The 26793-nt window shown below is 32.5% G+C and carries 27 protein-coding genes; 24 read left to right on the top strand and 3 right to left on the bottom strand.

What is annotated here, in order from left to right:
* The first annotated feature begins 5 nt into the window (after positions 1-5).
* The 3 genes from nadB (at position 6) to HNR33_RS08360 (ending at position 3989) form a co-directional block, all read left to right on the top strand.
* On the top strand, positions 6-1553 hold the full coding sequence (gene nadB, locus HNR33_RS08350; RefSeq protein WP_429082235.1) for an L-aspartate oxidase: 1548 nt from the start codon (positions 6-8) through the stop codon (positions 1551-1553).
* The gene (gene nadC, locus HNR33_RS08355; RefSeq protein WP_429082238.1) at positions 1522-2370 is read left to right on the top strand and encodes a carboxylating nicotinate-nucleotide diphosphorylase; all 849 of its coding nucleotides are present in this window, start codon (positions 1522-1524) and stop codon (positions 2368-2370) included. The genes nadB and nadC overlap by 32 nt, the downstream gene beginning before the upstream one ends.
* Before the next feature lie 281 nt (positions 2371-2651).
* The gene (locus HNR33_RS08360; protein WP_429082304.1) at positions 2652-3989 is read left to right on the top strand and encodes a glucose-6-phosphate isomerase; all 1338 of its coding nucleotides are present in this window, start codon (positions 2652-2654) and stop codon (positions 3987-3989) included.
* A 65-nt stretch (positions 3990-4054) separates the two neighbouring features.
* Here the strand turns inward: HNR33_RS08360 and HNR33_RS08365 are convergent, their stop codons facing one another.
* On the bottom strand, positions 4055-4246 hold the full coding sequence (locus HNR33_RS08365) for an H-type small acid-soluble spore protein (RefSeq protein WP_429082241.1): 192 nt from the start codon (positions 4244-4246) through the stop codon (positions 4055-4057).
* Between the two features lie 295 nt (positions 4247-4541).
* Positions 4542-5180: a nitroreductase family protein gene (locus tag HNR33_RS08370; protein ID WP_429082243.1), complete on the bottom strand. Its 639-nt coding sequence runs from the start codon at positions 5178-5180 to the stop codon at positions 4542-4544.
* Positions 5181-5552: 372 nt separating this feature from the next.
* On the opposite strand from HNR33_RS08370, the gene HNR33_RS08375 reads away from it, so the two are divergent.
* From HNR33_RS08375 to HNR33_RS08435, 13 genes are all read left to right on the top strand, one after another.
* The gene (locus HNR33_RS08375; protein WP_429082245.1) at positions 5553-5693 is read left to right on the top strand and encodes a hypothetical protein; all 141 of its coding nucleotides are present in this window, start codon (positions 5553-5555) and stop codon (positions 5691-5693) included.
* A gap of 99 nt (positions 5694-5792) precedes the next feature.
* Positions 5793-6791, top strand: coding sequence for a zinc dependent phospholipase C family protein (locus HNR33_RS08380; protein ID WP_429082246.1), 999 nt, complete (start codon positions 5793-5795; stop codon positions 6789-6791).
* Positions 6792-6898: 107 nt separating this feature from the next.
* On the top strand, positions 6899-7642 hold the full coding sequence (locus HNR33_RS08385) for an ATP-binding protein (RefSeq protein ID WP_429082249.1): 744 nt from the start codon (positions 6899-6901) through the stop codon (positions 7640-7642).
* A 465-nt stretch (positions 7643-8107) separates the two neighbouring features.
* Positions 8108-9190, top strand: coding sequence for a D-alanine--D-alanine ligase (locus tag HNR33_RS08390; RefSeq protein WP_429082251.1), 1083 nt, complete (start codon positions 8108-8110; stop codon positions 9188-9190).
* Entirely contained in the window at positions 9187-10593 is a 1407-nt protein-coding gene (locus HNR33_RS08395; protein WP_429082254.1) for a UDP-N-acetylmuramoyl-tripeptide--D-alanyl-D-alanine ligase, read from the top strand. Before HNR33_RS08390 ends, HNR33_RS08395 begins: the two co-directional genes overlap by 4 nt.
* Positions 10593-11801 carry an alanine racemase gene (alr, locus tag HNR33_RS08400; protein ID WP_429082257.1) on the top strand — a complete coding sequence of 403 codons (1209 nt, stop codon included), beginning with the start codon at positions 10593-10595 and terminating at the stop codon, positions 11799-11801. Before HNR33_RS08395 ends, alr begins: the two co-directional genes overlap by 1 nt.
* Before the next feature lie 153 nt (positions 11802-11954).
* A complete protein-coding gene (gene accB, locus HNR33_RS08405) occupies positions 11955-12416 on the top strand; it encodes an acetyl-CoA carboxylase biotin carboxyl carrier protein (protein ID WP_429082259.1) in 462 nt (153 codons plus the stop codon).
* A 4-nt stretch (positions 12417-12420) separates the two neighbouring features.
* Positions 12421-13767 (top strand): acetyl-CoA carboxylase biotin carboxylase subunit, encoded by a 1347-nt coding sequence (locus tag HNR33_RS08410; protein ID WP_429082262.1) that lies wholly within the window; start codon positions 12421-12423, stop codon positions 13765-13767.
* A gap of 23 nt (positions 13768-13790) precedes the next feature.
* Positions 13791-14741, top strand: a complete 951-nt coding sequence (gene accD / locus HNR33_RS08415; protein ID WP_429082264.1) for an acetyl-CoA carboxylase, carboxyltransferase subunit beta — start codon at positions 13791-13793, stop codon at positions 14739-14741.
* Positions 14734-15684 (top strand): acetyl-CoA carboxylase carboxyltransferase subunit alpha, encoded by a 951-nt coding sequence (locus HNR33_RS08420; protein WP_429082266.1) that lies wholly within the window; start codon positions 14734-14736, stop codon positions 15682-15684. Before accD ends, HNR33_RS08420 begins: the two co-directional genes overlap by 8 nt.
* A gap of 144 nt (positions 15685-15828) precedes the next feature.
* A complete protein-coding gene (locus HNR33_RS08425) occupies positions 15829-16188 on the top strand; it encodes a hypothetical protein (protein WP_429082268.1) in 360 nt (119 codons plus the stop codon).
* A 289-nt stretch (positions 16189-16477) separates the two neighbouring features.
* Complete coding sequence (hisS, locus tag HNR33_RS08430; protein ID WP_429082271.1) at positions 16478-17797, top strand: histidine--tRNA ligase; 1320 nt, start codon at positions 16478-16480, stop codon at positions 17795-17797.
* A 53-nt stretch (positions 17798-17850) separates the two neighbouring features.
* Positions 17851-18504 (top strand): pentapeptide repeat-containing protein, encoded by a 654-nt coding sequence (locus HNR33_RS08435; RefSeq protein ID WP_429082274.1) that lies wholly within the window; start codon positions 17851-17853, stop codon positions 18502-18504.
* Between the two features lie 101 nt (positions 18505-18605).
* Here HNR33_RS08435 and HNR33_RS08440 read toward each other — a convergent pair whose 3' ends face one another.
* Complete coding sequence (locus HNR33_RS08440; RefSeq protein ID WP_429082277.1) at positions 18606-19772, bottom strand: WD40/YVTN/BNR-like repeat-containing protein; 1167 nt, start codon at positions 19770-19772, stop codon at positions 18606-18608.
* Positions 19773-19919: 147 nt separating this feature from the next.
* On the opposite strand from HNR33_RS08440, the gene HNR33_RS08445 reads away from it, so the two are divergent.
* The 8 genes from HNR33_RS08445 to HNR33_RS08480 all read left to right on the top strand — a co-directional run bounded on the left by HNR33_RS08445 (position 19920) and on the right by HNR33_RS08480 (position 26657).
* Complete coding sequence (locus tag HNR33_RS08445) at positions 19920-20516, top strand: 5' nucleotidase, NT5C type (RefSeq protein ID WP_429082280.1); 597 nt, start codon at positions 19920-19922, stop codon at positions 20514-20516.
* A 361-nt stretch (positions 20517-20877) separates the two neighbouring features.
* Complete coding sequence (locus HNR33_RS08450) at positions 20878-21657, top strand: short-chain-enoyl-CoA hydratase (RefSeq protein ID WP_429082283.1); 780 nt, start codon at positions 20878-20880, stop codon at positions 21655-21657.
* A gap of 31 nt (positions 21658-21688) precedes the next feature.
* The gene (locus HNR33_RS08455) at positions 21689-22531 is read left to right on the top strand and encodes a 3-hydroxybutyryl-CoA dehydrogenase (RefSeq protein ID WP_429082286.1); all 843 of its coding nucleotides are present in this window, start codon (positions 21689-21691) and stop codon (positions 22529-22531) included.
* A gap of 302 nt (positions 22532-22833) precedes the next feature.
* The gene (locus HNR33_RS08460; RefSeq protein ID WP_429082289.1) at positions 22834-23055 is read left to right on the top strand and encodes a phage lytic cycle repressor MrpR family protein; all 222 of its coding nucleotides are present in this window, start codon (positions 22834-22836) and stop codon (positions 23053-23055) included.
* 293 nt (positions 23056-23348) lie between these two features.
* A complete protein-coding gene (locus HNR33_RS08465; RefSeq protein WP_429082292.1) occupies positions 23349-24278 on the top strand; it encodes an alpha/beta fold hydrolase in 930 nt (309 codons plus the stop codon).
* A 213-nt stretch (positions 24279-24491) separates the two neighbouring features.
* Entirely contained in the window at positions 24492-25262 is a 771-nt protein-coding gene (locus HNR33_RS08470; protein ID WP_429082295.1) for a hypothetical protein, read from the top strand.
* Positions 25263-25679: 417 nt separating this feature from the next.
* On the top strand, positions 25680-26072 hold the full coding sequence (locus HNR33_RS08475; RefSeq protein WP_429082307.1) for an HIT family protein: 393 nt from the start codon (positions 25680-25682) through the stop codon (positions 26070-26072).
* 192 nt (positions 26073-26264) lie between these two features.
* Entirely contained in the window at positions 26265-26657 is a 393-nt protein-coding gene (locus tag HNR33_RS08480) for a hypothetical protein (protein ID WP_429082297.1), read from the top strand.
* Positions 26658-26793 lie beyond the last annotated feature (136 nt).

A 26793-nucleotide genomic window follows, 5' to 3' on the forward strand; every position in this document is an offset into this window, starting at 1 on the left:
GTTTAATGGAAAAGTTTTATGCTGATGTGGTAATAATTGGAGCAGGGTTAGCAGGGGTATATACTGCTCTAGAACTAGATTCAAATTTCCGAATCATAATCATATCTAAAGAGCTTATAAGTGAAAATAATAGTTCTTTAGCACAAGGGGGAATAGCTGCCTGTACTAAAAAAGACGATAGCTTTATCCTTCATGTAAGAGATACTCTAAAAGCAGGTTCACGAGTGAACGATGTAAAGGCTGTTGATGTGTTAGTAAATAATGGGGCATTAGCAGTTGCAGAAATGATTAAACTAGGAGTTAACTTTGATAAAGACGAAAATGGAAGCATAAAAACAACTATGGAGGGTGGGCATAGCAGAAGAAGGATACTTCATGCAGGTGGAGATGCGACAGGCAAAGAAATAATGGAAGCTCTAGTATGTGAGTTGAGAAGAAGAGATAATATTGTACTATGGGAAAATACTATGGCAATTGACCTGATTAAAAATAATGAAAGATGTATAGGGGTTGAAGTGTTAAAGGATAATCAGGTAATAAGTGTTTTATCTAAAAATACAGTCATATCAACTGGAGGTATTGGTGAAGTATATAAAAACACAACAAATTCATGTATAGCTACTGGAGATGGTATTGCTATGGCTTATAGGGCAGGCTGTAAGGTTGCTAATATGGAATTCATACAATTTCATCCTACAGCGTTTTATTCTAATGGGAATGATAGGAAGTTCCTCATATCCGAAGCAGTTAGAGGAGAAGGTGCTGTTTTGAGAAATAAATACAATGAAAGGTTTATGCAGAAATACCATTCGGATATTGAGCTTGCACCAAGAGATATAGTATCACAAAGCATATATAAAGAAATGCAGGAAACAGACTCAGATTATGTACATCTTGATATAACACATAAAGAAAAAGCCTTTTTAAAACAAAGGTTTCCAACTATATTCAATAAATGTTTAGAGCATGGCATTGATATATCCAAGGATTATATCCCTGTGACTCCAGTAGAACATTACTCTATTGGAGGAATAAAAGTTAATCTACGTGGTCAAACAAATGTTACTAACTTATACGCTTGTGGTGAATGTACAAATACAGGTGTGCATGGAGCAAACAGACTTGCTAGCAATTCTCTTTTAGAATGTGCTGTGTTTGGAGGCAAAATTGCTGATGATATAAATAGTAAAAAAGATGAATCAAGTTTAACTATTTTAGAGGATATCAAAATAACTGACGTCTCACTTAATATAGCTGATAAAATTATAGAGCAATACAGACAAAGCATAAAAGAAACTATGGAAAAATATGTAGGGATTGTAAGATGTGATTCGGGACTTAAGCTTGCTAGAAAAGCAATAGACACGATACTTGAAGGATTGAAGCTTAATAGAGTTCAGTGCAAGGAGTATTATGAAGTTTTAAATATGGCTACAGTTTCTAAGTTAATAATTGAAGCATGTCTATTAAGGAAGGAAAGCATAGGATGTCATTTTATATTGGATGAGGGAGAGAGTTTAAATGAAAAAGCTATATCTAGAAAATATAATTAAGAATGCTTTATTAGAAGACATGAATAATGGAGATATAACTACAGATAGCCTGATAGATGAAGATAGCTTAAGTGTGGCAGAGATTAAAGCAAAAGAAGATGGCGTAATTGCAGGAATTGATGTTGCAAGAATGGTTTTCGAACTGCTTGATGATGCTATTATTTTTGAAAAATATATAGATGATGGCTTTGTTACAAAGAAAGGAGATATTATTGCTAGGATAACTGGGAAAACTAGAGCTATTTTATCAGGAGAAAGAACTGCATTAAATTTACTGCAAAGGATGTCTGGTATTGCAACAACAACTGCTATGTACTCCGAGAGAATAAAGAAATACAATGCTAAAATAGTTGATACTAGAAAAACTGTACCAGGACTTAGGATACTTGATAAATATTCAGTTAGAATGGGTGGAGGAATTAATCATAGATTTAATCTATCAGATGCGATACTAATAAAAGATAATCATATAAAGGCTGCTGGTGGAATTACTGAGGCTATAAACATAGTGAAGAGCAAAATACCTCATACAGTGAAGATTGAAGTAGAGGTTGAAACACTTGACCAGCTTAAAGAGGCTCTAGATGCAAATGCAGACGTAATAATGTTAGATAATATGGATACTGCAGCTATGAAACAAGCAGTTGTGATAAATAATAAAAAAGCTATTATAGAGGCTTCAGGAAATATGAGTTTAGGTAGAATTCTAGAAGTTGCTGAGACAGGAGTAGATATTATTTCTGTAGGGGCATTAACTCATTCTGTAAAAGCACTGGATATTAGTTTAAACATATTATCCGATAACTTACAATCCTAATACTCTCACTTTTTAAGTAAAAATAAAGATGAGTAGATTATACAAATCTTCGATTTGTTATAAGTCACTTAGCTTCTTCATCAATTGCATAGCTTCTGGATAACACGGCTTTGAGTTTAGATGAAGTCAAAACTTCACCTAAACTGAGCTTTAGTAAAAAAGCAATATCTTTACTTAATAGGTATTGCTTTTTTATTTAATTGAAATAACCGGTGGTAATAAAGTAGAATATATATAGTTAGAATAAATGTTTTAAATACAGGGGGGATAAAATGACCAACATAAGCTTTGATTATTCAAATGCAATGATAGATATTAAAGAGATTGACAATATAAGAGAAGAAGTTATTTCCGCGCATAACATGATCTATAAAAAAACAGGTGCAGGAAAGGATTTTTTAGGCTGGGTGGATTATCCAGTAAATTATGATAAGAATGAATTTGAAAGAATAAAGGAAGCTGCTGATAAAATCAAAGACAATTCACAAGTCTTAATAGTAATAGGAATAGGTGGATCATATCTTGGAGCAAGAGCGGCAATTGAGGCGTTAGGACATTCATTCTATAACTTACTTTCACGAAGTAAAAGAAGTACACCCGAGATATTTTTTGTTGGAAATAATCTAAGTAGTACATATTTAAAGCATTTACTAGACGTAATTGATGGAAAAGATTTAAGCGTAAATGTTATATCAAAATCTGGAACTACAACAGAGCCTGCTATTGCTTTTAGAATATTTAAGGAATATGTAGAAAACAAATATGGAAAAGATGAAGCTAGAAATAGAATATATGCAACTACAGATAAAGCAAAAGGAGCATTAAAAGAGTTAGCAGATAAAGAAGGCTATGAAACATTTACAATACCTGACGATGTTGGAGGTAGATTTTCCATATTTACTTCAGTAGGCCTGCTTCCTATGGCAGTAGCTGGGATAGATATAGACAAGATAATGGATGGTGCGAAAGCAGGAACAGAGGAATATAGTTCTGAAAATATAGATAAAAACTATTGTTATCAATATGCAGCTATAAGAAATGTACTATATAGAAAAGGTAAAAATATTGAAATACTTGCTAACTATGAGCCTTCGATGAATTACGTTTCTGAATGGTGGAAGCAATTATATGGAGAAAGTGAAGGAAAGGACGGAAAAGGAATATTTCCTGCCTCAGTGAATTTTTCTACGGATCTTCATTCTATGGGACAATATATACAGGACGGAAGAAGAGAGTTATTTGAGACAGTAATCAATGTCTTAAATCCAAAGGAAGATATAATAATAAAAAGAGATTCAGAAAATATAGACGGACTAAATTATCTTTCGGAAAAGACTTTGGATTATGTAAATAAAAAGGCATTTGAAGGCACTATGCTTGCGCATATAGAAGGTAATGTACCTAACTTAGTGATTAATATACCTGAAATGAATGAATACTATTTTGGAAAGCTAATATATTTCTTCGAAAAAGCATGTGGAATAAGCGGATATTTGCTAGGAGTAAATCCCTTTGACCAGCCAGGAGTAGAAAGCTATAAAAGAAACATGTTTGCACTATTAGGAAAACCGGGATACGAAAAGCTGAAGAAGGAGTTAACTAGTAAGAACTTAGTGTAATAAAACTATGCTTGAATATTAAAATAGATTAAAAAATAGATAAAAGAGCATGTTTGCTCTTTTGTCTATTTTAATTCTCTTCCAGTCTCATCTAATTCGTTTACAGGAACTACTATGTTTTCACTGTTATCTAGTACTCTTACTTGAGCAGTACCATTTGATGTATTGACATTTTCAATCCATACCTGGTTTCCATTATGAAGAACTTCAATATTTTCAGGCGAGTCAATTATTTCTTGTGCTCTGGCAATAATCACGACAAAAACCTCCTTATATTAATACTTAAGAAATAGAAAATCTCTTATGTCTATTTAGTTTTGAATATATAACTGAGGAACTTTCCTTAAAAAAATGATAGATTTAGTTATAGTTTGATATAAAACTATAAAAATATGTATAGATTGAATATATTTATAAAAAAGGCTTCTAAAGAAGCATTATAATGTTGCCTTTTTTGAAACTCATCTACGGAAAGTTTTTGTTATTAATAATGTAAAAGTAGAGCTTTCCTATTCGTTATAGAAAAAATCAGCAGATGAACACTGCTGACTTTTAATCTATTACTGTCATTACCTCTTCTACAGGCTTCCGTGGTGGATGAACGTATTCTATATCTTGTGGAACACCAAAAGGAGTCATTGCTGCAAGAAAATATCCTGGTTTTTTAAAGCCAATAAACTCTTCTATTTCTTTAGCAGCATAGTTTGGTCCTGTCATCCAACATGTTCCATAGCCCATGCTGGCAGCTGCAAGCTGAAGGTTTTCCATAGCTGCTCCAATATTTTGTATACCAGGAGAAGGTCGTAAAAAATCATGAATAATACTATCTGAAACTCCTTTTTCCTGAAGAAATTCAATTCCAGTTGCAGGATACGGACCAGCATATACCAAGATAACAATTGGTGCATTTCTAAATACTGTATGATATTTAACATACTTTTTAAACGCGTTACTTTTTTCTTTATCAGAAGTATATGATGATAGCTCAGCATTTTTATTTTCTACAATTCCGACCATTTCTTCTATTTTTTCTTTGTTTCTAAGTATAACAAAATGCCAATTCTGAAGATTTTTACCTGATGGTGCATATGTAGCAGCTTTAATTACCTCTTGTATATCTTCCATTGGTATTTCTACATCTTTAAACTTACGCACACTGTGTCTTTTGTAAATGAAATCAAGATTATTCAAATTATACCCTCCCTTTAAGCTATACTATACTCTTCCTTATAAATAATATACCAATAATAGCTAATCTTTAAAACAATAAACTCTATTTTAAAATAATCAGCATGCATATTATTGATAAAATACTCAAAAATATTATAGAATAAGAGTTTAATATACCGTATGTGGGTATATTAGAAATATAAATATTATGAAATTGATTTGGAGGAGACTGTGACGATGAATATTATTTTAGATGATAAAGTAAAAGAACGACTCAGAATGATGGGAAGGAAATCGATGACGATTTATACAGCTGCAGTAGGGAGCTGCTGAAGTCCTAGGCCAGAAATATTTGTAAGGCTTAATGAGCCGGAGGCTCGAGATAAATATGATATGTATGAGGTAGATGGTATAAATATATTTTTGTATAAAGAAGCTGAATTAACTGAGGATACACTCAGAATAGAACCTGCAAAGCATGTATCTGATTTAGCTAATAAAGAATTTGATGTTCATGGATTAAAGCTTGAATAAGGTATGTATTATTAATGTGTAATAGTGTAGTAAATAAGTTCAATAAAATGCATACTATGAAATATATAGTTACGATATGACGCTATAGGAGGAAATAGTATGCCAGATATATTAACCCATATATTATGTGGGCAGGATACAGTAAAGTGTCTAGAAAATAGTAGTTGGAAATCAATAATTGCTTCAAAACCAAAGATTTTTAATTTAGGATGTCAGGGGCCAGACATGTTTTTATATAATGATTTCTGGCCTTGTATAAAGGATAAAAGAGGATTAAAATATGGTCGAATGATGCATACTCAAAAAACAGGTGATTTTTTGATTGAGAGCATTTCATATCTTAATGAAGAAGAGATTGATAAGGATAATTTTAGAATAATATTCTCATATATATCTGGATTCATTTGTCATTTTAGTCTTGATAGAAATGCTCATCCATATATTCACTATCATGCAGGAGCGCATGACGCGAACAAGACTGAAACACGGAGATTTGCAGGATATCATAAAAGATTAGAGCTTATAATTGATACTATACTGTTAAATGAAAGAGAGAATGCAGAAAGTTTTAAATACCCTGTATATCAGGAAATAGATGTGGGAAAGAGTCTGCCTAAGAGCATAGTAAGATATCTAGCACATACTATTGGGAAGGTTTATAGTCCTAAAAAAATAATAAATTATATAAATGACTCATACAAAGACTTTACTACTGTGTTAAAGCTTTCTTATGATCCTTCTGGTATAAAAAAAGGATTACTTACAGTAGCTGATGTAGTAAGTAAGGATGACATAGCTTATAAAACACTTATATATCCTAGAAAGATAGATAGTCAAATTGATTATATGAATAGTTCTCGCAATATATGGAACCATCCATGTAATAAAGACGAAACCTATTCACACAGCTTCTATGATTTATATGATAAAGCTGTTGTGGAAAGTACTGATATGATAAATGCATTTATTGCGTTTTTAGAGAATAAAATTAATATTAGCCAGTTAAAAGAGTTCTTCCCAAACATATCCTATCATACCGGGAAAATCATAGATGAAAAATGTGAGCTTAAATATTATGAGCCTATCTTTGACAGATAGGTTTTTTTATGTGACGAATATCACAGCTTTTTGTGCTTGTTATCACATAGTATAGTAGGTATATCGTTTATAATTAGATTATAAAATAAATACAAGGGGTGTATAAAATGGCAATTAGAAAAATAGTTAAAATAGATGAAGAAAAGTGTAATGGTTGTGGTCTATGTGTACCAGGATGTGCTGAGGGTGCTATTAAAATAGTAAATGGAAAAGCAAAGCTAATAGCAGATAACCTATGTGATGGAATAGGAAACTGTCTTGGGCATTGTCCACAAGATGCAATTGAAATAATAGAAAGAGAAGCAGATGAATTTGATGAAGAAGCAGTAGAAAAGCATTTAAGTAATATTATAGAAAATAAACCTATAGCTCCTGTACATCATGGAGGCGGATGCCCGGGAAGCAGAGCTATGATGATAAACAGGCTAGCGAACGAGACTAAAACATCTGCAGTTTCTTCAGAAGATGTTGAAATAAGTATCAAACCCCAATTATCTCAATGGCCTGTTCAATTAATGCTTGTTCCAGAAAGAGCAGCATATTTTGATGGAAAAGAGCTATTAGTTACTGCTGACTGTGTTCCATTTGCATATCCTAACTATCATTTAGACTTACTAAAAGGAAAATCAGTAGTAATAGGATGTCCAAAGTTAGATAATGTTCAGTATTATATCGAAAAGCTAACTAATATAATAACAAATAACGATATTACAGGAGTTACTGTGGCACACATGGAAGTTCCTTGTTGTAATGGGATAGTGATGGCTGTAAACGAAGCAGTTAAAAGATCAGGAAAAGATGTTAAGATAAATAAAGTTAAAATAATGATAAACGGAGATAAGGAGAGCTAATCAAAGCTCTCTTTTTTTATTTGTAAAAATTACAATTAATTACACAATGCACTTATCATCAATTTGTTCTTCAGATGTTATTTCCTGTATTTCTTTTCTATAATATTTCCTAAGTTTCAATGTTTTTAGTATATTCATAAGAATCTATATTGGAGTTTTGCACTATAGTCTAAATTATAAAAGATACTTGTGGACAGTTTTTAATTTTTTAAAAAACCGTTTTAAAGTATACCCAGTCTAATATATAGAAAATGAATAGATTGTCACGTGAAAAAAAGTATATATGATTCATATAAAAAAAGATTTATATATCAACTTGATATTCCATTATCTTTTCATTAGAAACACTAAAATTCTTAATTGATTAAGAATGTTTTAAGAAATTTGTAAGAAATGTAGACAGTGTTTTGTAAAATTTTATCAGTATAATATCAGTATAAATAATGGACATATTAGGAGGAAAAGATGAGAACAAATATTTATGTAATTTACGGAGGTAAATCGGTTGAGCATGACGTATCGCTGCAAAGTGCTTTTTCTGTGATGAATTCGTTAGACAAAAAGAAATATAATGTTCATCCAGTATATATTACAAGAGGTGGCGTATGGAGTAGCTTAGGAATACTCAAGAATGAAATAAAGGATATAAAACAGATGCAATGCAATAGTTCAGATACAATCTCATGCTCTTTGGGGAAGTTTTTATCTAAGCATTTAAGAACAGATGAGAAAAGCATTGTTTTTCCAGTTTTACATGGCACAAACGGAGAAGATGGAAATATTCAAGGACTGCTTGAACTATTAAATATTCCTTATGTAGGTAATGAGGTATTATCATCAGCAGTGGGAATAGATAAAGTGATGATGAAGGATCTATTTTCATTAGGGAATATCCCGCAGGCTAAATATACTTCTATTTTTCTTCATGATTGGATGGAAAATGAACAGCAAGCTCTCAATCAAATTGAAGAAGTCATTGGTTATCCCTGTTTTGTAAAACCTGCAAAGCTAGGATCGAGTGTTGGTATCAATCGATGCCAGAATAAAGACGAATTAAAAATAGCAATTAAAGAAGCTTTTCTATATGATCATAAATTAATTATAGAAGAAGAGATGATTGGAAGAGAAATGCAAATAGCAGTTATAGGTAACGATTGTCCTAAATGCTCTGTTGTAGGTGAATATATTCAAGAGAGACAATTTATGGATTATGCTGCTAAGTATTTAGATGGAAAATTAGTCCCTGTTATACCAGCACGATTGCCTGATGAGATAAGTGAAGCCATGAGACAAATCGCTATTAAAGCGTTCAAACTCTTAAACTGCAAAGGGCTTATAAGAGTTGATTATTTTGTTAATGACAAAAACGAGTTTTATGTGAATGAAATCAATACTATGCCTGGTTTCACAAAATACAGCATGTTTCCGGCTCTGTGGGAAAAAACAGATGGTACTACATATGCAGAGTTAATTGAAATACTAATCGGGCTCGGATTCTCACGATATAAACAGAAAAATTCTATTCTAAGTATGAGGTGGGAAAAATGATTCAACGTACATTAAGAGAAGTTGAAACAATGGTTGAAGGCTATGGTTTGAAAAAAGAAAATGCTGATATTAGCATCAAAGGTGTTTGCATAGATTCTAGACAGATAGAAGCAGGTCAATTGTTTGTTCCTATTGTAGGGGAGCGTTTTAATGGTCATAAGTTTGTGAAAGAAGCAATTAAAAGAGGTGCAGTTGCAACTATATGGAATAAAAATGAGCCTATTCCTAATATCGAGATTCCTATTATCTTAGTAGATGATACTCTAACAGCTATTCAGCAATTAGCAAAATCATATAGACAGCAGTTGAATGTGAAAATAATAGGTATCACTGGAAGTAACGGCAAAACTTCTACAAAAGACATTTTAGCCAGTTTATTGCAGACTCAATATAGAACTCATAAAACATTTGGTAATCTTAATAATCATTTAGGAGTTCCATTAACAATTTTAGAGCTAGAAGAAAATACCGAAATGGGTGTTATAGAAATGGGCATGTCTAATACGGGAGAAATCGAACTGCTTACTTCTATTGCTTCTCCTGATGCAGCCGTTATTACAAATATTGGTGAGGCTCACTTAGAAGAATTAAAAACAAAAGAAAATATTGTGAAAGCAAAGCTTGAAATTTTAAAAGGTTTAAAATCTAATGGGTTATTTGTTTATTTCGGTGATGACCCACTATTAGACGGAAAAGTAAAAAGTATTGATATAGATTACGGAGAAATAACCTTTGGTCATAATTTTTCCAATACATATCAACCAGTAATAGAATCTGTTGAAGAAAAGGGAATTTTATTTAGATTAAAAATGCACGATTATCCTAGCTTTTTCTTACCTATGCTTGGAAAGCATCAAATGTATAATGCTACAGCGGCAATTGCAGTAGCTAGACATTTTGGAATATCCTTTGAAAATATACAAAAGGGACTATTGAAGGTAGAAGCTACAGGGATGAGAAATGAGTTAATCCATACTGGGAAATATACAATCCTAAATGACTCATACAAGTCTAATCCTACCAGTGTTTTAGCGGCACTAGATACACTATATTCTATAAAGAATTATAGCCAAAAAATCGTTATTCTAGGAGATATGAATGGTCTTGGAGCGGGAGAGATTAAGATGCATGAAGAAATAGGAGTAAATATAGATGCTACTGAGATTGACTATCTATTTACATTAGGACCCTTAGCGGGCTACATAGCTAGAGCAGCAAGAACAAGATTTCAAGAAAACAGGGTGTTTTCTTGTACATCCAAAGCTCAATTAATTCGAAAGCTTAAAAAAATCATAAAGGATCAGTGCATTATTTTAGTCAAAGGATCCAGAGAACTTAGATTAGAAGAAATAGTAGATGAATTGAGTAACAAAGGTACTTTACGTACAAAGGAGGTAATATAATGGATACTTCAATACTTCATCGAGATACATGGGTAGAAATACATCTAGATAAAATAGAGAACAATATAAAGCAAATGCGTCAATATCTACCTTCTTCTGTAAAGTTTATGGCAGCAGTGAAAGCAGATGCCTATGGACATGGAGACTTACAAGTTGCAAGGATAGCTCTAAAAGCAGGTGCCGATGCTCTAGCTGTTTCAATATTAAGCGAAGCCTTGCACCTACGTAGAAATGGAATCAAGGCACCTATTCTTGTACTTACCCCTATACTTCCTAGTGATGTAAATATTGCAGTAGAATATGATTTGTCTGTCACTGTTTTTCAGCTTTCTTGGTTGAAGGAAATGAGATTGTATAAAGTGGGGAAAAAACCGCTTAAGATTCATTTGAAAATAGACACCGGACTAGGAAGAATTGGAATAAGACAAAAAGAAGAATTAGAAGCAATGCTGCCAATGCTAGAAAAAGATGACGTAATCGTAGAAGGAATGTATACACATTTTGCAACTGCAAATAGAGTAGACTCTTCTTATTATAAAAAGCAATTTGAAGCATTTTTAGAGATAATTAATTGGGTAAAATCTAAAGGATTAGATGTATGTATTTTCCATTGTGCGAATAGTGCTTCAACTTTAAAATATAAAGATAGCTTTCTTGATATGGTACGAATAGGTGTTGCAATGTTTGGCATATATCCATCAGAAGATATAAGGAAAACATCAACAGTAAAACTAGAGTCTGCACTTTCTTTTAGTTCAAAAATTCTTTACATTAAAAAGCTAAAAAAAGGAAGCTTTGTAGGGTACGATGGGGCTTATGAAACAAAGTCAGATGAATGGATAGCAACAATTCCAACAGGATATGCAGACGGGTGGTTTAGATGTTTTCAAGGATTTCATGTACTAGTAGATGGACAGAAAGCCCCTATTATAGGCAAAATCTGTATGGATCAACTCATGATTCGTCTACCTAAAAGATATCCTATTGGTACTCATGTAGTGTTAATTGGTAAACAAGGAAATAGTGAGATTACCCTTGAGAATCTTGCGGACCACATAGGAAGTGTCCCCCAAGAGATACCGTCTATGATTACGTACCGTGTACCAAAAGTGTATTATTATGAAGAAAAGATCGTAGAAGTATTGATTGAAAGGACATGGGAGCCTAGTCGAAGTTTTTTAAATGAAGTAAGTGTCAGCACACATTAGACAGTTTATGTGGATGGTTCATTGAATAATGAAACGAGAGCTAGTTAAAGCTCTCTTTTTTCTTGCAAAAACGACAAATAATGTGTTACAATAGTAACAATTATTAGTACCAAGTACTAAAACCAAATAACAATATTTTGGGAGGAATTCACTTTGGATATTAAAGATATAAAGGACTTAATATTGACTATAGATAAAACTAGTATAGAGAAAGTTGATATAGAAGAGGGAAATATAAAGATAAGCATATCTAAAAAAGCGAATAGTATTGGAGGCGTAGATGCTTTAAGAGAAAATCAGCAATATGCAGAGAGATCTGTTCAAGCACAAAACAGAACAGCTGAACTAGAAGCAGAAGAGGTTTCTGCTGAAGAAGATATATATATTGTAAAATCTCCAATTGTAGGCACGTTCTATACATCTCCTAGTCCAGATTCACCAAATTTTGTGAATATAGGTGATACAGTAGAAAAAGGACAGCCTTTATGTATAATTGAAGCTATGAAAATAATGAATGAAATAGAATGTGAGGTTTCAGGCAAGGTTGTAGAAATATTAGTAGAAAATGAAGATATCGTAGAGTACGGACAGCCTTTAATGAAGCTTAGGAGGTAAGTATATGTTTAATAAAATACTTATTGCTAATAGAGGAGAAATAGCACTTAGAATTATAAGAGCATGCAAGGAGATGGGAATAAAAACTGTAGCTATATACTCTGAAGTAGATAGTGACTCTGCTCATGTACACATGGCAGATGAAGCTATATGTGTAGGACCTGCGAGTTCAGCTAATAGCTACCTTAATATAAAAAGCATCATAAGTGCAGCACTAATAACTAAAGCTGAAGCTATACATCCAGGCTATGGATTTCTATCCGAGAATTCACAGCTTGTAGAGATATGTAAGCTTCATGGAATAAAGTTCATAGGTCCAGATACTGAACACATCGAGAAAATGGGGAATAAATCAGAAGCCAGAAAAACTATGATAGACGCAGGTATTCCTGTTGTACCAGGTTCAGAGGAGTCAACCAATAATGCAGATGAAGCTTTGATAATAGCAAAAGAAATTGGTTTTCCAGTTATGGTGAAGGCATCTAGCGGTGGTGGCGGTAGAGGAATGAGAATAGTCTATAGCCAGAATGAATTCATAAGTAAATTTAACATGGCTAAATCTGAAGCTACTGTAGCGTTCAATGACGATTCTATGTATGTAGAAAAGTTTGTTGAACAGCCAAGACATATAGAGTTTCAAATATTAGCTGACCAATATGGAAATGTAATTCATCTTGGAGAAAGAGACTGTTCATTACAGAGAAGAAATCAAAAAGTAATAGAAGAGGCTCCCTGTACAATAATGGGAAAAGACCTAAGACAGAAGATGGGAGAAATGGCACTTAGGGCAGCAAAAGCTGTTAACTATGTAAGCGCTGGGACAATAGAATTTTTATTAGATAAATACAATAACTTCTATTTTATCGAAATGAATACTAGGATTCAGGTTGAACATCCGGTAACAGAATTGATAACAGGTGTAGATTTAATCAAAGAGCAGATAAAAATTGGATATGGAGAAAAACTTGAGATTACACAGCAGAATGTAAAAATAAATGGACATGCAATAGAGTGTAGAATCAATGCTGAAGATCCTGATAATAATTTCAGACCCAATCCTGGGGTAATAGAAGGTTACTTTGTACCTGGAGGGTATGGGGTAAGAGTAGATAGCCATATCTATAGTGGATATAAAATACCGCCAACCTATGATTCGATGATAGGAAAGCTTATAGTTTGGGGGAAAAACAGAAACGAAGCCATAGACAGAATGAAAAGAGCGCTTGATGAGATGACTATTACAGGTATAAAAACAAATATAGATTTTCAAAGACAAATATTAAATAATGAGAAATTCTTGATAAATCAAATAGATACATCCTTTATAGAAAGAGAAGTATTCGGGAGATAGTCATAGATGAGAGGAGAGATGAGATGCTTAAGGATCTCTTTCACAAGAAAAAATACGCAACAATAACATTGTATAGAAATGAAAAAGAGAGTATGGAGTATATAGATGATCTAACAGTTAAAAAGGAAAATGCACAAGTAGACATAGAAATACAGCCAAAAACAAAAAAACAAGAGTTTGTAGATAACCAACTATGGATAAAATGTGATAAATGTGGTGAAGTAATATTAAAAAAAGATATGAAAGAAAATCTTAATACATGTACGGCGTGTGTTCATCACTTCAGAATGAATGCAGAAGAAAGATTGCATGCAATAGCTGATGTTGGAAGCTTTGTAGAGTATGATAAAGACTTGAAAACATCTAATCCGCTTGATTTTCCTGACTACACAGATAAAATAAATAAAGCAAAAGAAAATTCAGGATGTAATGAAGCTGTAATAACTGGAGAAGGAAAAATCAGCGGAGAACCATGTGTTATCTGTATAATGAATCCTGACTTTATGATGGGGAGCATGGGCTCAGTTGTAGGAGAGAAGATAACTAGAGCTGTGGAAAATGCAATAGATAAGAGACTTCCAGTAATTATTTTCTGTGCATCTGGTGGTGCAAGAATGCATGAAGGTATATTATCACTCATGCAGATGGCAAAAACATCAGCAGCTTTGGGAAGATTATCTGAAGAAGGGTTACTATATATTTCTGTATTAACTGATCCTACAACAGGTGGAGTGACTGCTAGCTTTGCAATGCTAGGGGATATCATTTTAGCGGAACCGGGAGCACTTATCGGCTTTGCAGGTCCTCGAGTTATAGAGCAGACTATAAGGCAGAAGCTACCAGAGGGGTTTCAAAGATCAGAGTTTTTAAAGGAAAAGGGATATGCTGATAAAATAGTTCATAGAAAAGACATGAAAAATATACTGTCACAACTATTACACATTCATACATTAGGCGGTGAAAGAAATGCATAGCGTAATGGATTTTGAAAAGCCTATTATAGAGCTTGAAAATAAGATTAAAGAGCTTGAAAGCTTTGCATCACAGAATAGCGTAGACTTATCAAGTGAAATACAGATATTAAAAAGCAAAGCAGAAAGTATGAAGAAAGAAGTGTATGGAAATCTTTCTCCGTGGCAAAAAGTAAAGCTTGCAAGGCTTCAAGAAAGACCGACAACATTAGAGTATATAGAAAGAATAATACCAGACTTTATTGAGCTTCATGGAGATAGAATTTTTGCTGATGACAGTTCAATTGTGGCAGGAATAGGAACCTTGAATGGAATACCTGTAACTGTGATAGGACACCAAAAAGGCAAAGATACAAAAGAAAATATTAAAAGAAACTTTGGTATGCCACATCCAGAAGGATATAGAAAAGCATTAAGACTTATGAAGCAAGCAGAGAAATTTAACAGACCAGTTATCACATTTATTGATACTCCAGGAGCATATTGCGGACTAGCTGCTGAAGAAAGAGGGCAGGGCGAAGCAATAGCTTTAAACTTAATAGAGATGAGTAGGCTAAGAACACCTATAGTTGCGATTGTGATAGGTGAAGGAGGCAGCGGCGGAGCTTTAGCTCTTGGAGTTGCAGATAAGGTATGTATGCTTCAGCATTCTATATACTCTGTTATATCACCAGAAGGACTATCAAGTATACTCTGGAAGGATGCAAGTCTAGCTCAAAAAGCTGCCGACATAATGAAGCTAACTGCTCAAGACTTACTATCACTAAATGTGATAGATGAAATAATAGAAGAACCACTAGGTGGAGCTCATAAAGATGTTGATTTTGTAGCTGATAATATAAAGAAATATATAGATAAAGAGCTGTCAGAGCTGATGAAGCTTAATGTAGATGAGCTATTAGATAAAAGATATGACAAAATAAGAAAAATAGGTGCATATGAATAAAAAGATAAGACTGATGTAGTCTTATCTTTTTGCTTTTCTTGAACTAAGTAACGTATACCAGTAGATGTTGAATATAACCCATATATGGATTATAATGGAATTAAAGCTGCGAGAGGAGTAAATATTAATTACTAGGGGGAAGCTATGAAAAAATATCGTACAGCAATTATATTTGGTGGTTTAGAAATTCTAACGTATTTTTGGTTTAACGTAAGAAACCTAGAGCTGTTTTTTATGATATGGGCATTTTTATCGTTATCTGTTGCTGCATATATGGTTATGAATGATTCAAGTGCATTTATAAGAGCTGGTAATGTAGGCCGAAAAGGCTACGATAATCAGCACACACAAATATATTTTTCTGAAAAAACGGGGCAGTCTGTAGCTGTAAACAATAGAAAGCCTAAAAGAAATGCACAAAGCTTAATTCCAGTAATAATAGTATTTATATATTTTTTAATAAATGCTGTGGGAGTGGCGGCAGTGATTTCCTATCTTAAATAACATATTATGTAAAATTGCCTTGAATATAAAAGCTTCATATGTTATAATCTAGAAAATCATTCGTTAAGGAGTAGTGTTATGAAAGGATTAATAGTAATATTGAAATCATCACATTATCACTATCATAACTAGAGGCTTGTGTCATGGAAAAAACCGTAGATACAGGTCTACTTAAATTTGTAGGTAGTTGTATCTGTGGTGATAATAGCTTTGTATATATCGGCCATTTAGGTACAATACCTAAGTGGTTTTTTTGTATTATAATAAAAATGTTATAGGAGGTATTGAAATGAAAATTATTACTAAACCATCAATATTACCAGGTTTTATGGAGCTATTACCGACTGATCAAATAGCATTTAATAGAATTTTGGATATCATTCGAAAAAATTATGAGAATAGTGGATTTATACCAATGGATACACCCATAATAGAAAAAACTGAAATATTATTAGCTAAAGGTAGTGAAGAAACTGATAAACAAATATATAGATTTACAAAAGGAAGTAGTGATTTATCTCTTAGATTTGATTTAACAGTCCCTTTTGCTAGATATGCTGCTCAACACATGCCAGAATTGACATTTCCTTTTCGTAGATACCAAATAGGTAAGGTGTTTAGAGGCGAAAGAAATCAAAAAGGACGATATCGTGAATTTTATCAATGTGATATAGATATAATCACAAATGGTGAATTAAGTATAATCAATGATGCAGAGATACCAAGCACAATGTACTCAATATTTAAAGAAATTGGATTAAATGCTTTTAAAATACGCATTAACAACAGAAAAATATTAAATGGACTTTTCAATTCACTTAATATTTCTGATAGTGCCGATGTATTGAGAACTATTGATAAACTAGAAAAAATAGGAGTTGATTCAGTTCGTGAGGAACTAGAGAGCAAAGGGCTGAACAATACAACTGTTGAAAGGATAATAGATTTTATAAGCATAGATGGAACGAATCAAGAAATATTGGATTCATTAGGTAAATTAGATATAGATAATGAAGAGTTTCAGAAAGGACTAAAAGAGCTATCAGAGGTTGTGTACTATATGGAATGCTTTGGAGTACCAGAAAGCAACTATAAGATAGATTTAAAGATAGCACGAGGCTTAGATTATTACACTGGAACTGTATATGAGACAATCCTAGATGATTATCCTAATATTGGATCAATATGTTCAGGTGGACGCTATGACGATTTAGCTGGATATTATACCAAGCAAAAACTACAGGGGGTAGGGATGTCTATAGGTTTAACAAGATTATTCTATCAGTTGACAGAAGTAGGTCTGCTCAAACAAAATTCAGCATCATCATTAACTAAGATATTAGTTATTCCTATGGATGATAGTAACAATTATGCAATATCAGTAGTAAAAAAGTTAAGAAAAAAGGGCATTAATTCTGAAGTATATGTTGAAGAAAATAAGTTCTCTAAAAAGCTCTCATATGCAAACAAGCTAGGAATCGAATATGTGATAATAATCGGTGAAGAAGAGATTAATAGTGAACTACTAACACTCAAAAATATGTATACTGGAGAACAGTGTAAGGTAAGCATAGATGATATAATTGATAAGTTCAAAGTTAATATCTAATAGACAGAAACGATTACCAAGATATGTCTGATAAATGTTTGGAGGATAGAGTGATGGAAAGCAGAAAAGCAAACTATAAAATATTAGCACCGAGGATACCAAAGGAACTAAATAGATTTATAGACTTAAACCATATTGTTCAAGATGAGGATACTTACAGTTTAGGTATAATTTGTGATTGTACTATTGAGAATCAAATTGCAGAACGAGTAAGCTTTAGCCAGGTTATATTTAAGAATGTTATTTTCAAACAGATTTCATTTAGAGGTATTGATTTAACAGATGTTATATTTGAAAATTGTGATTTGTCTAATACTGACTTAAGTGGTGCTATAATTCATAGAGTGAAGATGGTAAACTGTAAGATTCTAGGTGTTAATTTGAATGAATCAACTCTGCAAAATGTAGCATTTGAGAATTGTATTGGAAGATACGCTTTTTTTAGATTTTCCCGTTTCAAGAGCATAAAATTTACTAACTGCATACTAGATAATACAGATTTTCAAAAAGCCAATTTTACCAAGGTTGATTTTTCACACTGTAATTTAAAGAAGTCTGAGATGTCTGGAACTAAGCTAGATGGAATTGACTTAAGCAGCAATGAAATAGAAGGAATAGGAGTAAGAATAGAAGATTTAAGTGGTGCAATTGTATCTCCAGCTCAGGCAATCCTACTGTCAAGACTATTAGGGGTTATAGTTGAATGAAGTATGTCAGACGATTTGTAGAAAGACAATGAGAAAAGCCAAATAGTTTTAGCAATAAAAAATATCCTCTGGAGATGTTTTATCTGCAGAGGATTTCATTTTTAACTATTTACACTCTCAACTAGTTTAAATCTTATAGTACCTTGATACTTGTGCAAATTATTTTTGGTTTTTATAGGAAGTGAAACCCAAACAAACCCATAATCACCTAAAGTAGTGAATTTGTAGAATCCGACCCCAGTATTTTGATACTTTGGACATTTTGCAAATAGCTCCCAAGTCAAACCCTTGTTTTTACTCGTAAATATTGACCCATCCCAGTCGTTGTATTCATAAGACAATAGTCCGGCATAAATTACACCATTAGCATACATCATATCATATATGGAGCCACTGAACGGCTTAGGAGCAATAAATGAGTAGTTTACACTTTCATCGTCAAGATTATACTTTAAAATACCAGATTTAGGCCAATTATCAAGACCCCAAAAGATGTTGTTATCTATTTGTAAAGCACTTGTTGGATGTATACCTGACATTATTTTCTCCCATGTTTGACCTCTATCTGTGGATTTTATTACTCCTTTAACATTATCTCCTATGCTTTGATATATAGTATTGGAGTCATTTTTATTTATAATTATAACATGGTTATGATATCCTTCTGTTTCTTCAGGGGCATAAACAATGTCCCAAGTTATGCCGCTATCTTTTGAACGATATATGTGTCTTGCATTATTAGGTTTGTCTTTATACCCGTACTCAGAAACAAAAACAAATCCTTCGCTATCACTAGCAATATTCCAGTTGATTGCAGCACCAGCATTAAGTTCAAGAGACAGATTAAAGGTTTGTCCATTGTCTTCTGACCTCCACAGTTTGCCTTTGCACTCTTTTTTCCATCTGTTATTACTAGTGGATACTAGAAACACACCACTTGGAGTAATGTGCATACCTTGAATTGTTGCTTCAAATGTATGTACTTTCTCCCATGTGTCACCGTAGTCAGACGACCTATATAGAGTTGACATATCTTCATTACCAGCTGCCCATAAATATTTTTCATTAGCAGCCATAACCTTTATTCCATAGTCTAAAAAACTATAATCTGTGGAGAAAAATATATCATTGTCCATTAAATCATTGCTTAGATTTAAGGTATCTACATCAAAATCTTCGGCCATAGAGCTTGTACTTCCTGAAAATATAATTAGAAACAACAGCATTATATCAAATAGGTACTTTTTCGTTTTGTAAAATATTAACAATTGTCCATCTCCTTATGTATACTCTACTCTGATTGAAACACATACAAATTATTATACCATAATGTTCTAAATAATTAACATCAGTTTAATGACAGTTTAAGCATAATAAGATATCATTAATGTATAAGACATAAATGGAGGGATTACATGAAAAAACTTAATATCTGTGTTGATATTGATGGAACAATGACTGACCCATATTGTTGGCTTGATTATGCCAATAGATATTTTAATAAAAATGTTAAAGTGGAAGAAATAAGAGTATATGAGATAAATGAAGTTATGGGAGTATCTGAGTCTGATTTTAGTGAGTTTTATGGAACACATGGTCCGGAAATGCATTTAAATGCACCATTAAGAGATAATGTAGAAAACGTGCTTGAGCAAATCAATAGAAATCATAACATTTTCTATGTGACAGCTAGAGATAATAGAATGACAGATGCAACAAAAAAGTGGTTTGAAGCAAATAAGCTACCAAAAAATAAGCTTTATATGTTAGGTAGTCATTATAAAGTTGATAAGGCAAAAGAACTAGGTTGTGATATATTCATTGAAGATAGGTATGAGAATGCTGTACAGCTTGCGAATGAAGGAATAAGAGTACTGCTTATTGATTGTAATTATAATAGATTTCCATTAATTGATGGAATCACTAGAGTTTTTAGCTGGGATGAGATATTAGAAGAAATTAAAAGTCTTACAACAGTAGATATAGAGCATGAGTCTGAAGAAATAGCTTAGGATTACTTGACGTATTAATGTAGACGCATTTGAAGTATAAGTTTTTTTTGCTTTGTTAAGAAAACTTAAGAATATTGTTAAAAAAATATCAAAAAATATAAGCATCAGAAGAATCATCTATAAAGATTGAAATATACACAAATGTAATAAACTAATTATTTTAAAAATGCTAAAAATCATTATATAAATATTTGAAATATGTGGTAGAATTATATATAGGACAAGTAAACTTAACTATCTAAATGTTTTTTCATAATAAGATATATATCGCATAATACTTTATTAGAAGCTAAATCAGTTCTAAAGAAATAAATATGCTTTAATTATTATTTTCTAAACACAAAATTAAGGAGGGGATATAATGGAATTCGAAAATCTTTTACTTAAGAAAGAGGGTAAGGTTTGTGTATTAAGTATTAACAGACCTAAAGCTCTCAACGCACTTAATACAGATGTACTAAATGAATTAAATGCTGCAATAGACTTAATTGAAAAGGATGAAGAAGTTTATGTAGTGGTTATAACTGGAGAGGGGAAAGCGTTTGTCGCAGGAGCAGATATAGTTGAAATGAAGGATAAGAATGCAGAAGAAGCTAGAATATTTGCAAAGCTAGGCATTGAGACATTTAGAAAGATTGAGCTTATGGAGAAGCCTGTCATAGCAGCTGTTAATGGCTTTGCCCTTGGAGGTGGTTGTGAACTTGCTATGAGCTGTGACATAAGAATAGCAGGGGAAAAAGCAAAATTTGGACAGCCTGAGGTTGGGCTTGGTATTACTCCAGGATTTGCGGGAACTCAAAGGTTACCTAGATTAGTAGGTTCTGCAAAAGCGAAAGAGCTTATTCTTACTGCGGATATGATAAATGCAGCTGAGGCAGAGAAAATAGGGCTTGTTAATAAAGTTGTACCACAAGAAGAAATTATGAACGAAGCTATGAACATGGCTAACAGGATAGTATCAAAGGGTCAAATAGCAGTGAGATACGCAAAAACTGCGATAAATAGAGGGATAGAGACTGATATTGAAACCGGAATGGCTATAGAAAAGGATCTATTTGGCTTATGCTTTGCAACAGAAGATCAAAAAGAAGGCATGACTGCTTTTATTGAAAAAAGAGCAGCAGAATTTAAAAATAAATAATGTCGGATTTTAAAAAAAGGAGATGAGTTTTATGAAGGCATTTGTTTTAGGAGCAGGTACTATGGGATCAGGTATTGTACAAACTCTAGCTCAATCAGGATACGAAGTAATAATGAGAGATATAGAAGATAAATACATAGAAAAAGGACTTAAGGGCATAAACAAAAACCTTGATAGAAGTGTGCAAAAAGGGAAAATGACTGAAGAGGAAAAAGAGCTGATTCTTGCGAGAATAACAGGAACTACTGATTTAAACATGGCTGAGGATGCTGATATTGTCATAGAAGCTGCTATAGAAAATATGGAGATCAAGAAGAAGATATTTGCTGAGTTAGATAAAATATGTGGGGCAGAAACTATACTTGCTACTAATACTTCATCTCTTTCAATAACTGAGATTGCAAGTGCAACAAATAGACCTGACAAGGTTATAGGAATGCATTTCTTTAACCCAGTTCCTGTGATGAAGCTAGTTGAGGTTATAAAAGGCATAGCAACATCAGAAGAGACAAAAGATAAGGTTATAGAGCTTGCAAAGGCATTAGGTAAAACACCAGTAGAGGTTGAAGAAGCTCCTGGTTTTGTAGTTAACAGAATACTTGTGCCAATGATAAATGAAGCAATAGGAATACTAGCAGATGGCGTTGCAAAAGCAGAAGATATAGATGAAGCTATGAAATTAGGTGCAAATCACCCAATAGGACCTTTAGCTTTAGCAGATCTAATAGGAAATGATGTATGCTTAGCTATAATGGAAGTTCTATATAATGAATTTGGCGATTCAAAATATAGACCACATCCACTATTAAGAAAAATGGTTAGAGGTGGATTATTAGGAAGAAAAACAGGTAAAGGATTCTATAACTATAATTAGTTAATATAATATGTACAATAAGTCAAAAGCCAAGAATATGATATTCTTGGCTTTTATGTATTTAATGGCTTAAAATGCTAAAAAATATGTTAGTATTTGTAAAAAACAAAAGGATATGACTAAGTTGTGTAGAATTATAGTAAATAAGTTTAAGCTATTTTTAAATCTATTTAAAAAAAGTACAGCAAAATTCACATGCTTTTGTAAATCAAGCATTGAGCGCAATAAAATTTTATTATGAGCATATACTGAAAAAATGAAAGGTATTATATGATTTACCTAGGCCTAAAAAAGAAAAGAAATTGCCAAATATTTTGAGCCAAAATGAAGTAATAGCAATATTAGGTTCTGTCAATAACATTCAGCATAAATCAATATTATTCTTAACTTATTCAGCAGGACTTAGGGGTAGCGAAGTAATAAGGCTAAAAGTAGACGATATTGATAGTGATACGATGCTAATTCATATAAGACAAGGAAAAAGCAGGAAGGATAGATATACAATTTTGCAACACATTTATTAGAAGGTGAACTGGCCTTAGATATATCCAAGAATTATTAGGACATGCAAGTTCTAAGACTACGGAAATATATACGCATGTAACTGAAGCAAATATTAATAAAATAAAAAGTCCGTTGGATAAATTGTTAAAATGAAATTACATCTATAAGCAGGTATTCCCGAACCTATGTTCGGAACTCATCTGCTTTAGCACATAAAACGAACATAGGTTCAGGAATGCAATAGTTAGATGACATATTCACTTAGATTACAGGGAGGTTATTAATACATAGATTGGAGACTGGAGAGAGAAGAATGAATAACATAAATTTTGAATATAAAATTATCGGTAATGGGAATTCAACACTTGTCATAGAGACAGGTATAGGTAATTCATTTTATAATTGGTACCCACTTATTGAAGAAATAAAGGATTGTTTTACCGTAATTGTTTACCATAGACTAGGTTATGGTAAGAGTGATTTTCCTACACAATCTAGAACAACAAGAAATATAGCATCTGAATTAAATATACTATTAAAAAGAATTGGAATTAAAGATAAGTTTATTTTATTGGGACATTCATTCGGTGGCTTATGCGTACAGCAATATGTAAAGATGTATCCTAATGAAATCGAAGCTGTAGTTTTATTAGATTCAACTTCATATAATTTAGAACAATTAGATAATCCAGATACACCAATAATAAACTCAAAATGTTCAATAGAGAAGATGGTAGATTTGTGTAATGAATTTTCACTGAAATCGAAAGAAGAGCTTACTAACGAAAATACAGATAGTGTTTCTAAGTATCAGAAGTATATGACAAATAAAGAAGTAGAGAATGCTATCGAGTTTGGGAGTAATCCAAAGTTTTACAAGGTTATATCAGAAGAATTTGCAAATTGGGTACAAGATGGAGAAGACACTAAAAGCATACCTGAATTCCCTGATATTCCACTAAGAGCAATTGCTCGTGATAAAATATTTTCTGCTAAGAACTGGGTTGAAAATGGAATACCTGAAAAAGAAGCTATTAAGTATGAAGAAAAATGGCGTGAATTACAAGAAGAATTAGTATTACTATCTAATCAGGGTGAATTCATAATTGCTTCAGACAGCGACCATCTAATACATATAGATAGACCAGGGGTAGTGGTTGATTGTTTAAAGTCATTAATTTTACAAGGTGGTCTAGTGAATACGTCATCTAACAATGCATTCAAGTTCGCTTTGAATAAATAGGGCCAAACTTCGAAGTAGCCAAAGCACACCTACACCTCTAAGTCAAATCTGACTAAGGGGGATAGGTGTCTCGAATGCGGAGACGTTGTACGACATACCACGCATACGAGGGTCTTCCCTTCAGTGGCTCAGATTTAGCGGGCAGGGCTTTGTAAGTAAATATAGAATAATAAAATATACTAAAAAAATAAAAGTTAGACAATGGAGGTTAAAATGTACAGTATGGATAATGAAAGAGAAAATTTGTTGGTATCATCTGATAATGTAATTGGTAGATTATATAACATAATTGAGACAATTAGACTCGAGCAAACTGGAAATGCTGAAACTGCTCTTTGTAAAGCTTTTTCACTTGATGAAAATGATAAAGCATCAATATTTTCTAATTATGCTGAATTGTATAGGATGGCTTTAGAAGGAAAAAAACAAATAGAAAAACACTCCCCTAAAAACATAGGCAAATACTTAAATACTTTAAATAGTGTTATAAACGGTTTGTCTAAAATTTATTTCAACGCATCTATAAATGTATTGAACAATGGCTTAGATAAATTTAAAAGTCATTTTGATGTAAAATTAATGACTTCCCTTGAATATTGTGCAGAGTACTTATCGAACATGAGTGATGAAGCTATTATTGAAGATGAAAAAGTTAAGGAATTAATAGATGATATTGAAGATATAACTAGCACTATTTTAGAGTGCAATATAAATAAAGATTTACAGCAAATAGTCATTTTCCAATTAAATAATGTAAGAGAATCGCTTTTAAAATATAAGTTATTTGGTGCTGAGGGTATTAAAAATAGTATTTCTACAACTTTGGGTACTTTGATATTGAATCGAGATAAAGTTAATAGCGATAAAGATAAGGGAATAATAGAGAAAGTTTTTGGAATTATAAGCAAAATTAATACTATTATTAGTTTAGGAAATAACGGGACAAAATTACTAGGTAGTATTATACAGCAAATTACTGAGTAATTATTGTTTAGATTAAAAAAAATATTGATTTGAAAGGGCTCGCGTCCTGCTCGCTTCTGGTCTTTGGGGGCGTGGTACAGTCGTACAACAAAGCGTCTCCGTAAAGGTTGCTGGCTCTGAGACGAAGATGCAGCATGGGTCACGGGCAAAAACAAAGGTAGCCAGCACCATATCGCTTCGCCAAGTCCAAGTGTGACTAAGGCTCAGCGACGTCGGAGACGCAGGCCGTTATCTGCAATATGGGATTTGGGATGGAGCGGAGCCTATGGTCTTTCTATTGGGTCTCACTTGATAGATTATTCTAATACAAGGAGATGATTAAATGTACAACCATGAACCACAGAGTTATATATATATCCATTTTGTTTAGTAGTTCAAGGAATTGAAAATGAACATGTTCTAACAAAACAGTCAGATATAATATTTCAAGATGAATACATAACAGCTTTTATTGCAGCTGGTTGGTGGAAAAACAATAAAGGTCATGTCATTATAATTCCAAATGAACATATTGAAAATATATATGATTTACCATCAAATCTTTCGGCAAAAATTTATGATTTAGAAAAAGAAGTAGCAGTTGCCCTTAAAGGAGTATATGGATGTGATGGAGTATCCTCAAGACAGCACAATGAACCTTGTGGTAATCAAGATGTATGGCATTATCATTTGCATGTATTCCCGCGATATAAAGATGATAATTTATATGGAACAAAAAGAGAAATGTCAAAAGCCGAAGATCGGATAGAATGCGCAGACAAGCTTAAGAGGTATTTTAGCAAAAAAATAATAAGACAGGTAATTCCCTAAGGGTTTAGAGTGTTATTTAAATCCAAGCGAGTCTGCCCCATACTGCAGATAACAATGCATGGCTGTTCGTGCTGGCAAGGGTCAAACTCTGGGGTAAGCCAGCACACGCCTCAATCACTAAGCCAAGTCTGGCTAAGTGATTGAGGCGTCGGCCATGCGAAACGTTAGAGTACATTATAAGGAGGCAAGATTTTGAATAACAATATTATGAAGATTTTTAGATTCTTATTAGGAATATTATGTTACCTAGAATCTCGTATTAGTTATTATCAAAATAGAAGAAAAATATTCTCGGTAGTGTTTTTTTATACAATTTTTATTATTTATCAAAGTGGCATAATTACCGTTATTGTATCACCACTAGTAATATTGCTATTAAAAGCTTTACAAATAAGTATAAGTAGTGATATATATAGTAAAGCTAAAATACTAAACTTATTGATTATTATCTTTAGAATAACTTTATTATCTAATGGAATTATTTACTATCCAAACGTTCTTGATAGTAAATATAACCCTATTACAAAGATCAAATATTTTGTTCTATCAATGTTTAGTAACATATACAATAAAAAAGTAATTTAACCCGTTGTGCTAGTTAAAATTTACAAATAGAAAAACCCCAAAACATTATGTTAACCTATCATTAATAACGACAAAGAAATTAAGATAGGAGGATAACATATGCTGGAGTTTACTAAAGAATATTCTATCAAAGAAA

This window comes from Brassicibacter mesophilus (assembly GCF_050433385.1).
GTDB lineage: Bacteria > Bacillota > Clostridia > Tissierellales > Proteiniboraceae > Brassicibacter > Brassicibacter mesophilus.

Coding starts and splice junctions, on each gene's coding strand:
- nadB (WP_429082235.1), top strand. CDS start 6: ATGGAAAAGTTTTATGCTGATGTGGTAATAATTGGAGCAGGGTTAGCA.
- nadC (WP_429082238.1), top strand. CDS start 1,522: ATGAAAAAGCTATATCTAGAAAATATAATTAAGAATGCTTTATTAGAA.
- HNR33_RS08375 (WP_429082245.1), top strand. CDS start 5,553: ATGTATGAGGTAGATGGTATAAATATATTTTTGTATAAAGAAGCTGAA.
- HNR33_RS08380 (WP_429082246.1), top strand. CDS start 5,793: ATGCCAGATATATTAACCCATATATTATGTGGGCAGGATACAGTAAAG.
- HNR33_RS08385 (WP_429082249.1), top strand. CDS start 6,899: ATGGCAATTAGAAAAATAGTTAAAATAGATGAAGAAAAGTGTAATGGT.
- HNR33_RS08390 (WP_429082251.1), top strand. CDS start 8,108: ATGAGAACAAATATTTATGTAATTTACGGAGGTAAATCGGTTGAGCAT.
- HNR33_RS08395 (WP_429082254.1), top strand. CDS start 9,187: ATGATTCAACGTACATTAAGAGAAGTTGAAACAATGGTTGAAGGCTAT.
- alr (WP_429082257.1), top strand. CDS start 10,593: ATGGATACTTCAATACTTCATCGAGATACATGGGTAGAAATACATCTA.
- HNR33_RS08410 (WP_429082262.1), top strand. CDS start 12,421: ATGTTTAATAAAATACTTATTGCTAATAGAGGAGAAATAGCACTTAGA.
- accD (WP_429082264.1), top strand. CDS start 13,791: ATGCTTAAGGATCTCTTTCACAAGAAAAAATACGCAACAATAACATTG.
- HNR33_RS08420 (WP_429082266.1), top strand. CDS start 14,734: ATGCATAGCGTAATGGATTTTGAAAAGCCTATTATAGAGCTTGAAAAT.
- HNR33_RS08425 (WP_429082268.1), top strand. CDS start 15,829: ATGAAAAAATATCGTACAGCAATTATATTTGGTGGTTTAGAAATTCTA.
- hisS (WP_429082271.1), top strand. CDS start 16,478: ATGAAAATTATTACTAAACCATCAATATTACCAGGTTTTATGGAGCTA.
- HNR33_RS08435 (WP_429082274.1), top strand. CDS start 17,851: ATGGAAAGCAGAAAAGCAAACTATAAAATATTAGCACCGAGGATACCA.
- HNR33_RS08445 (WP_429082280.1), top strand. CDS start 19,920: ATGAAAAAACTTAATATCTGTGTTGATATTGATGGAACAATGACTGAC.
- HNR33_RS08450 (WP_429082283.1), top strand. CDS start 20,878: ATGGAATTCGAAAATCTTTTACTTAAGAAAGAGGGTAAGGTTTGTGTA.
- HNR33_RS08455 (WP_429082286.1), top strand. CDS start 21,689: ATGAAGGCATTTGTTTTAGGAGCAGGTACTATGGGATCAGGTATTGTA.
- HNR33_RS08465 (WP_429082292.1), top strand. CDS start 23,349: ATGAATAACATAAATTTTGAATATAAAATTATCGGTAATGGGAATTCA.
- HNR33_RS08470 (WP_429082295.1), top strand. CDS start 24,492: ATGTACAGTATGGATAATGAAAGAGAAAATTTGTTGGTATCATCTGAT.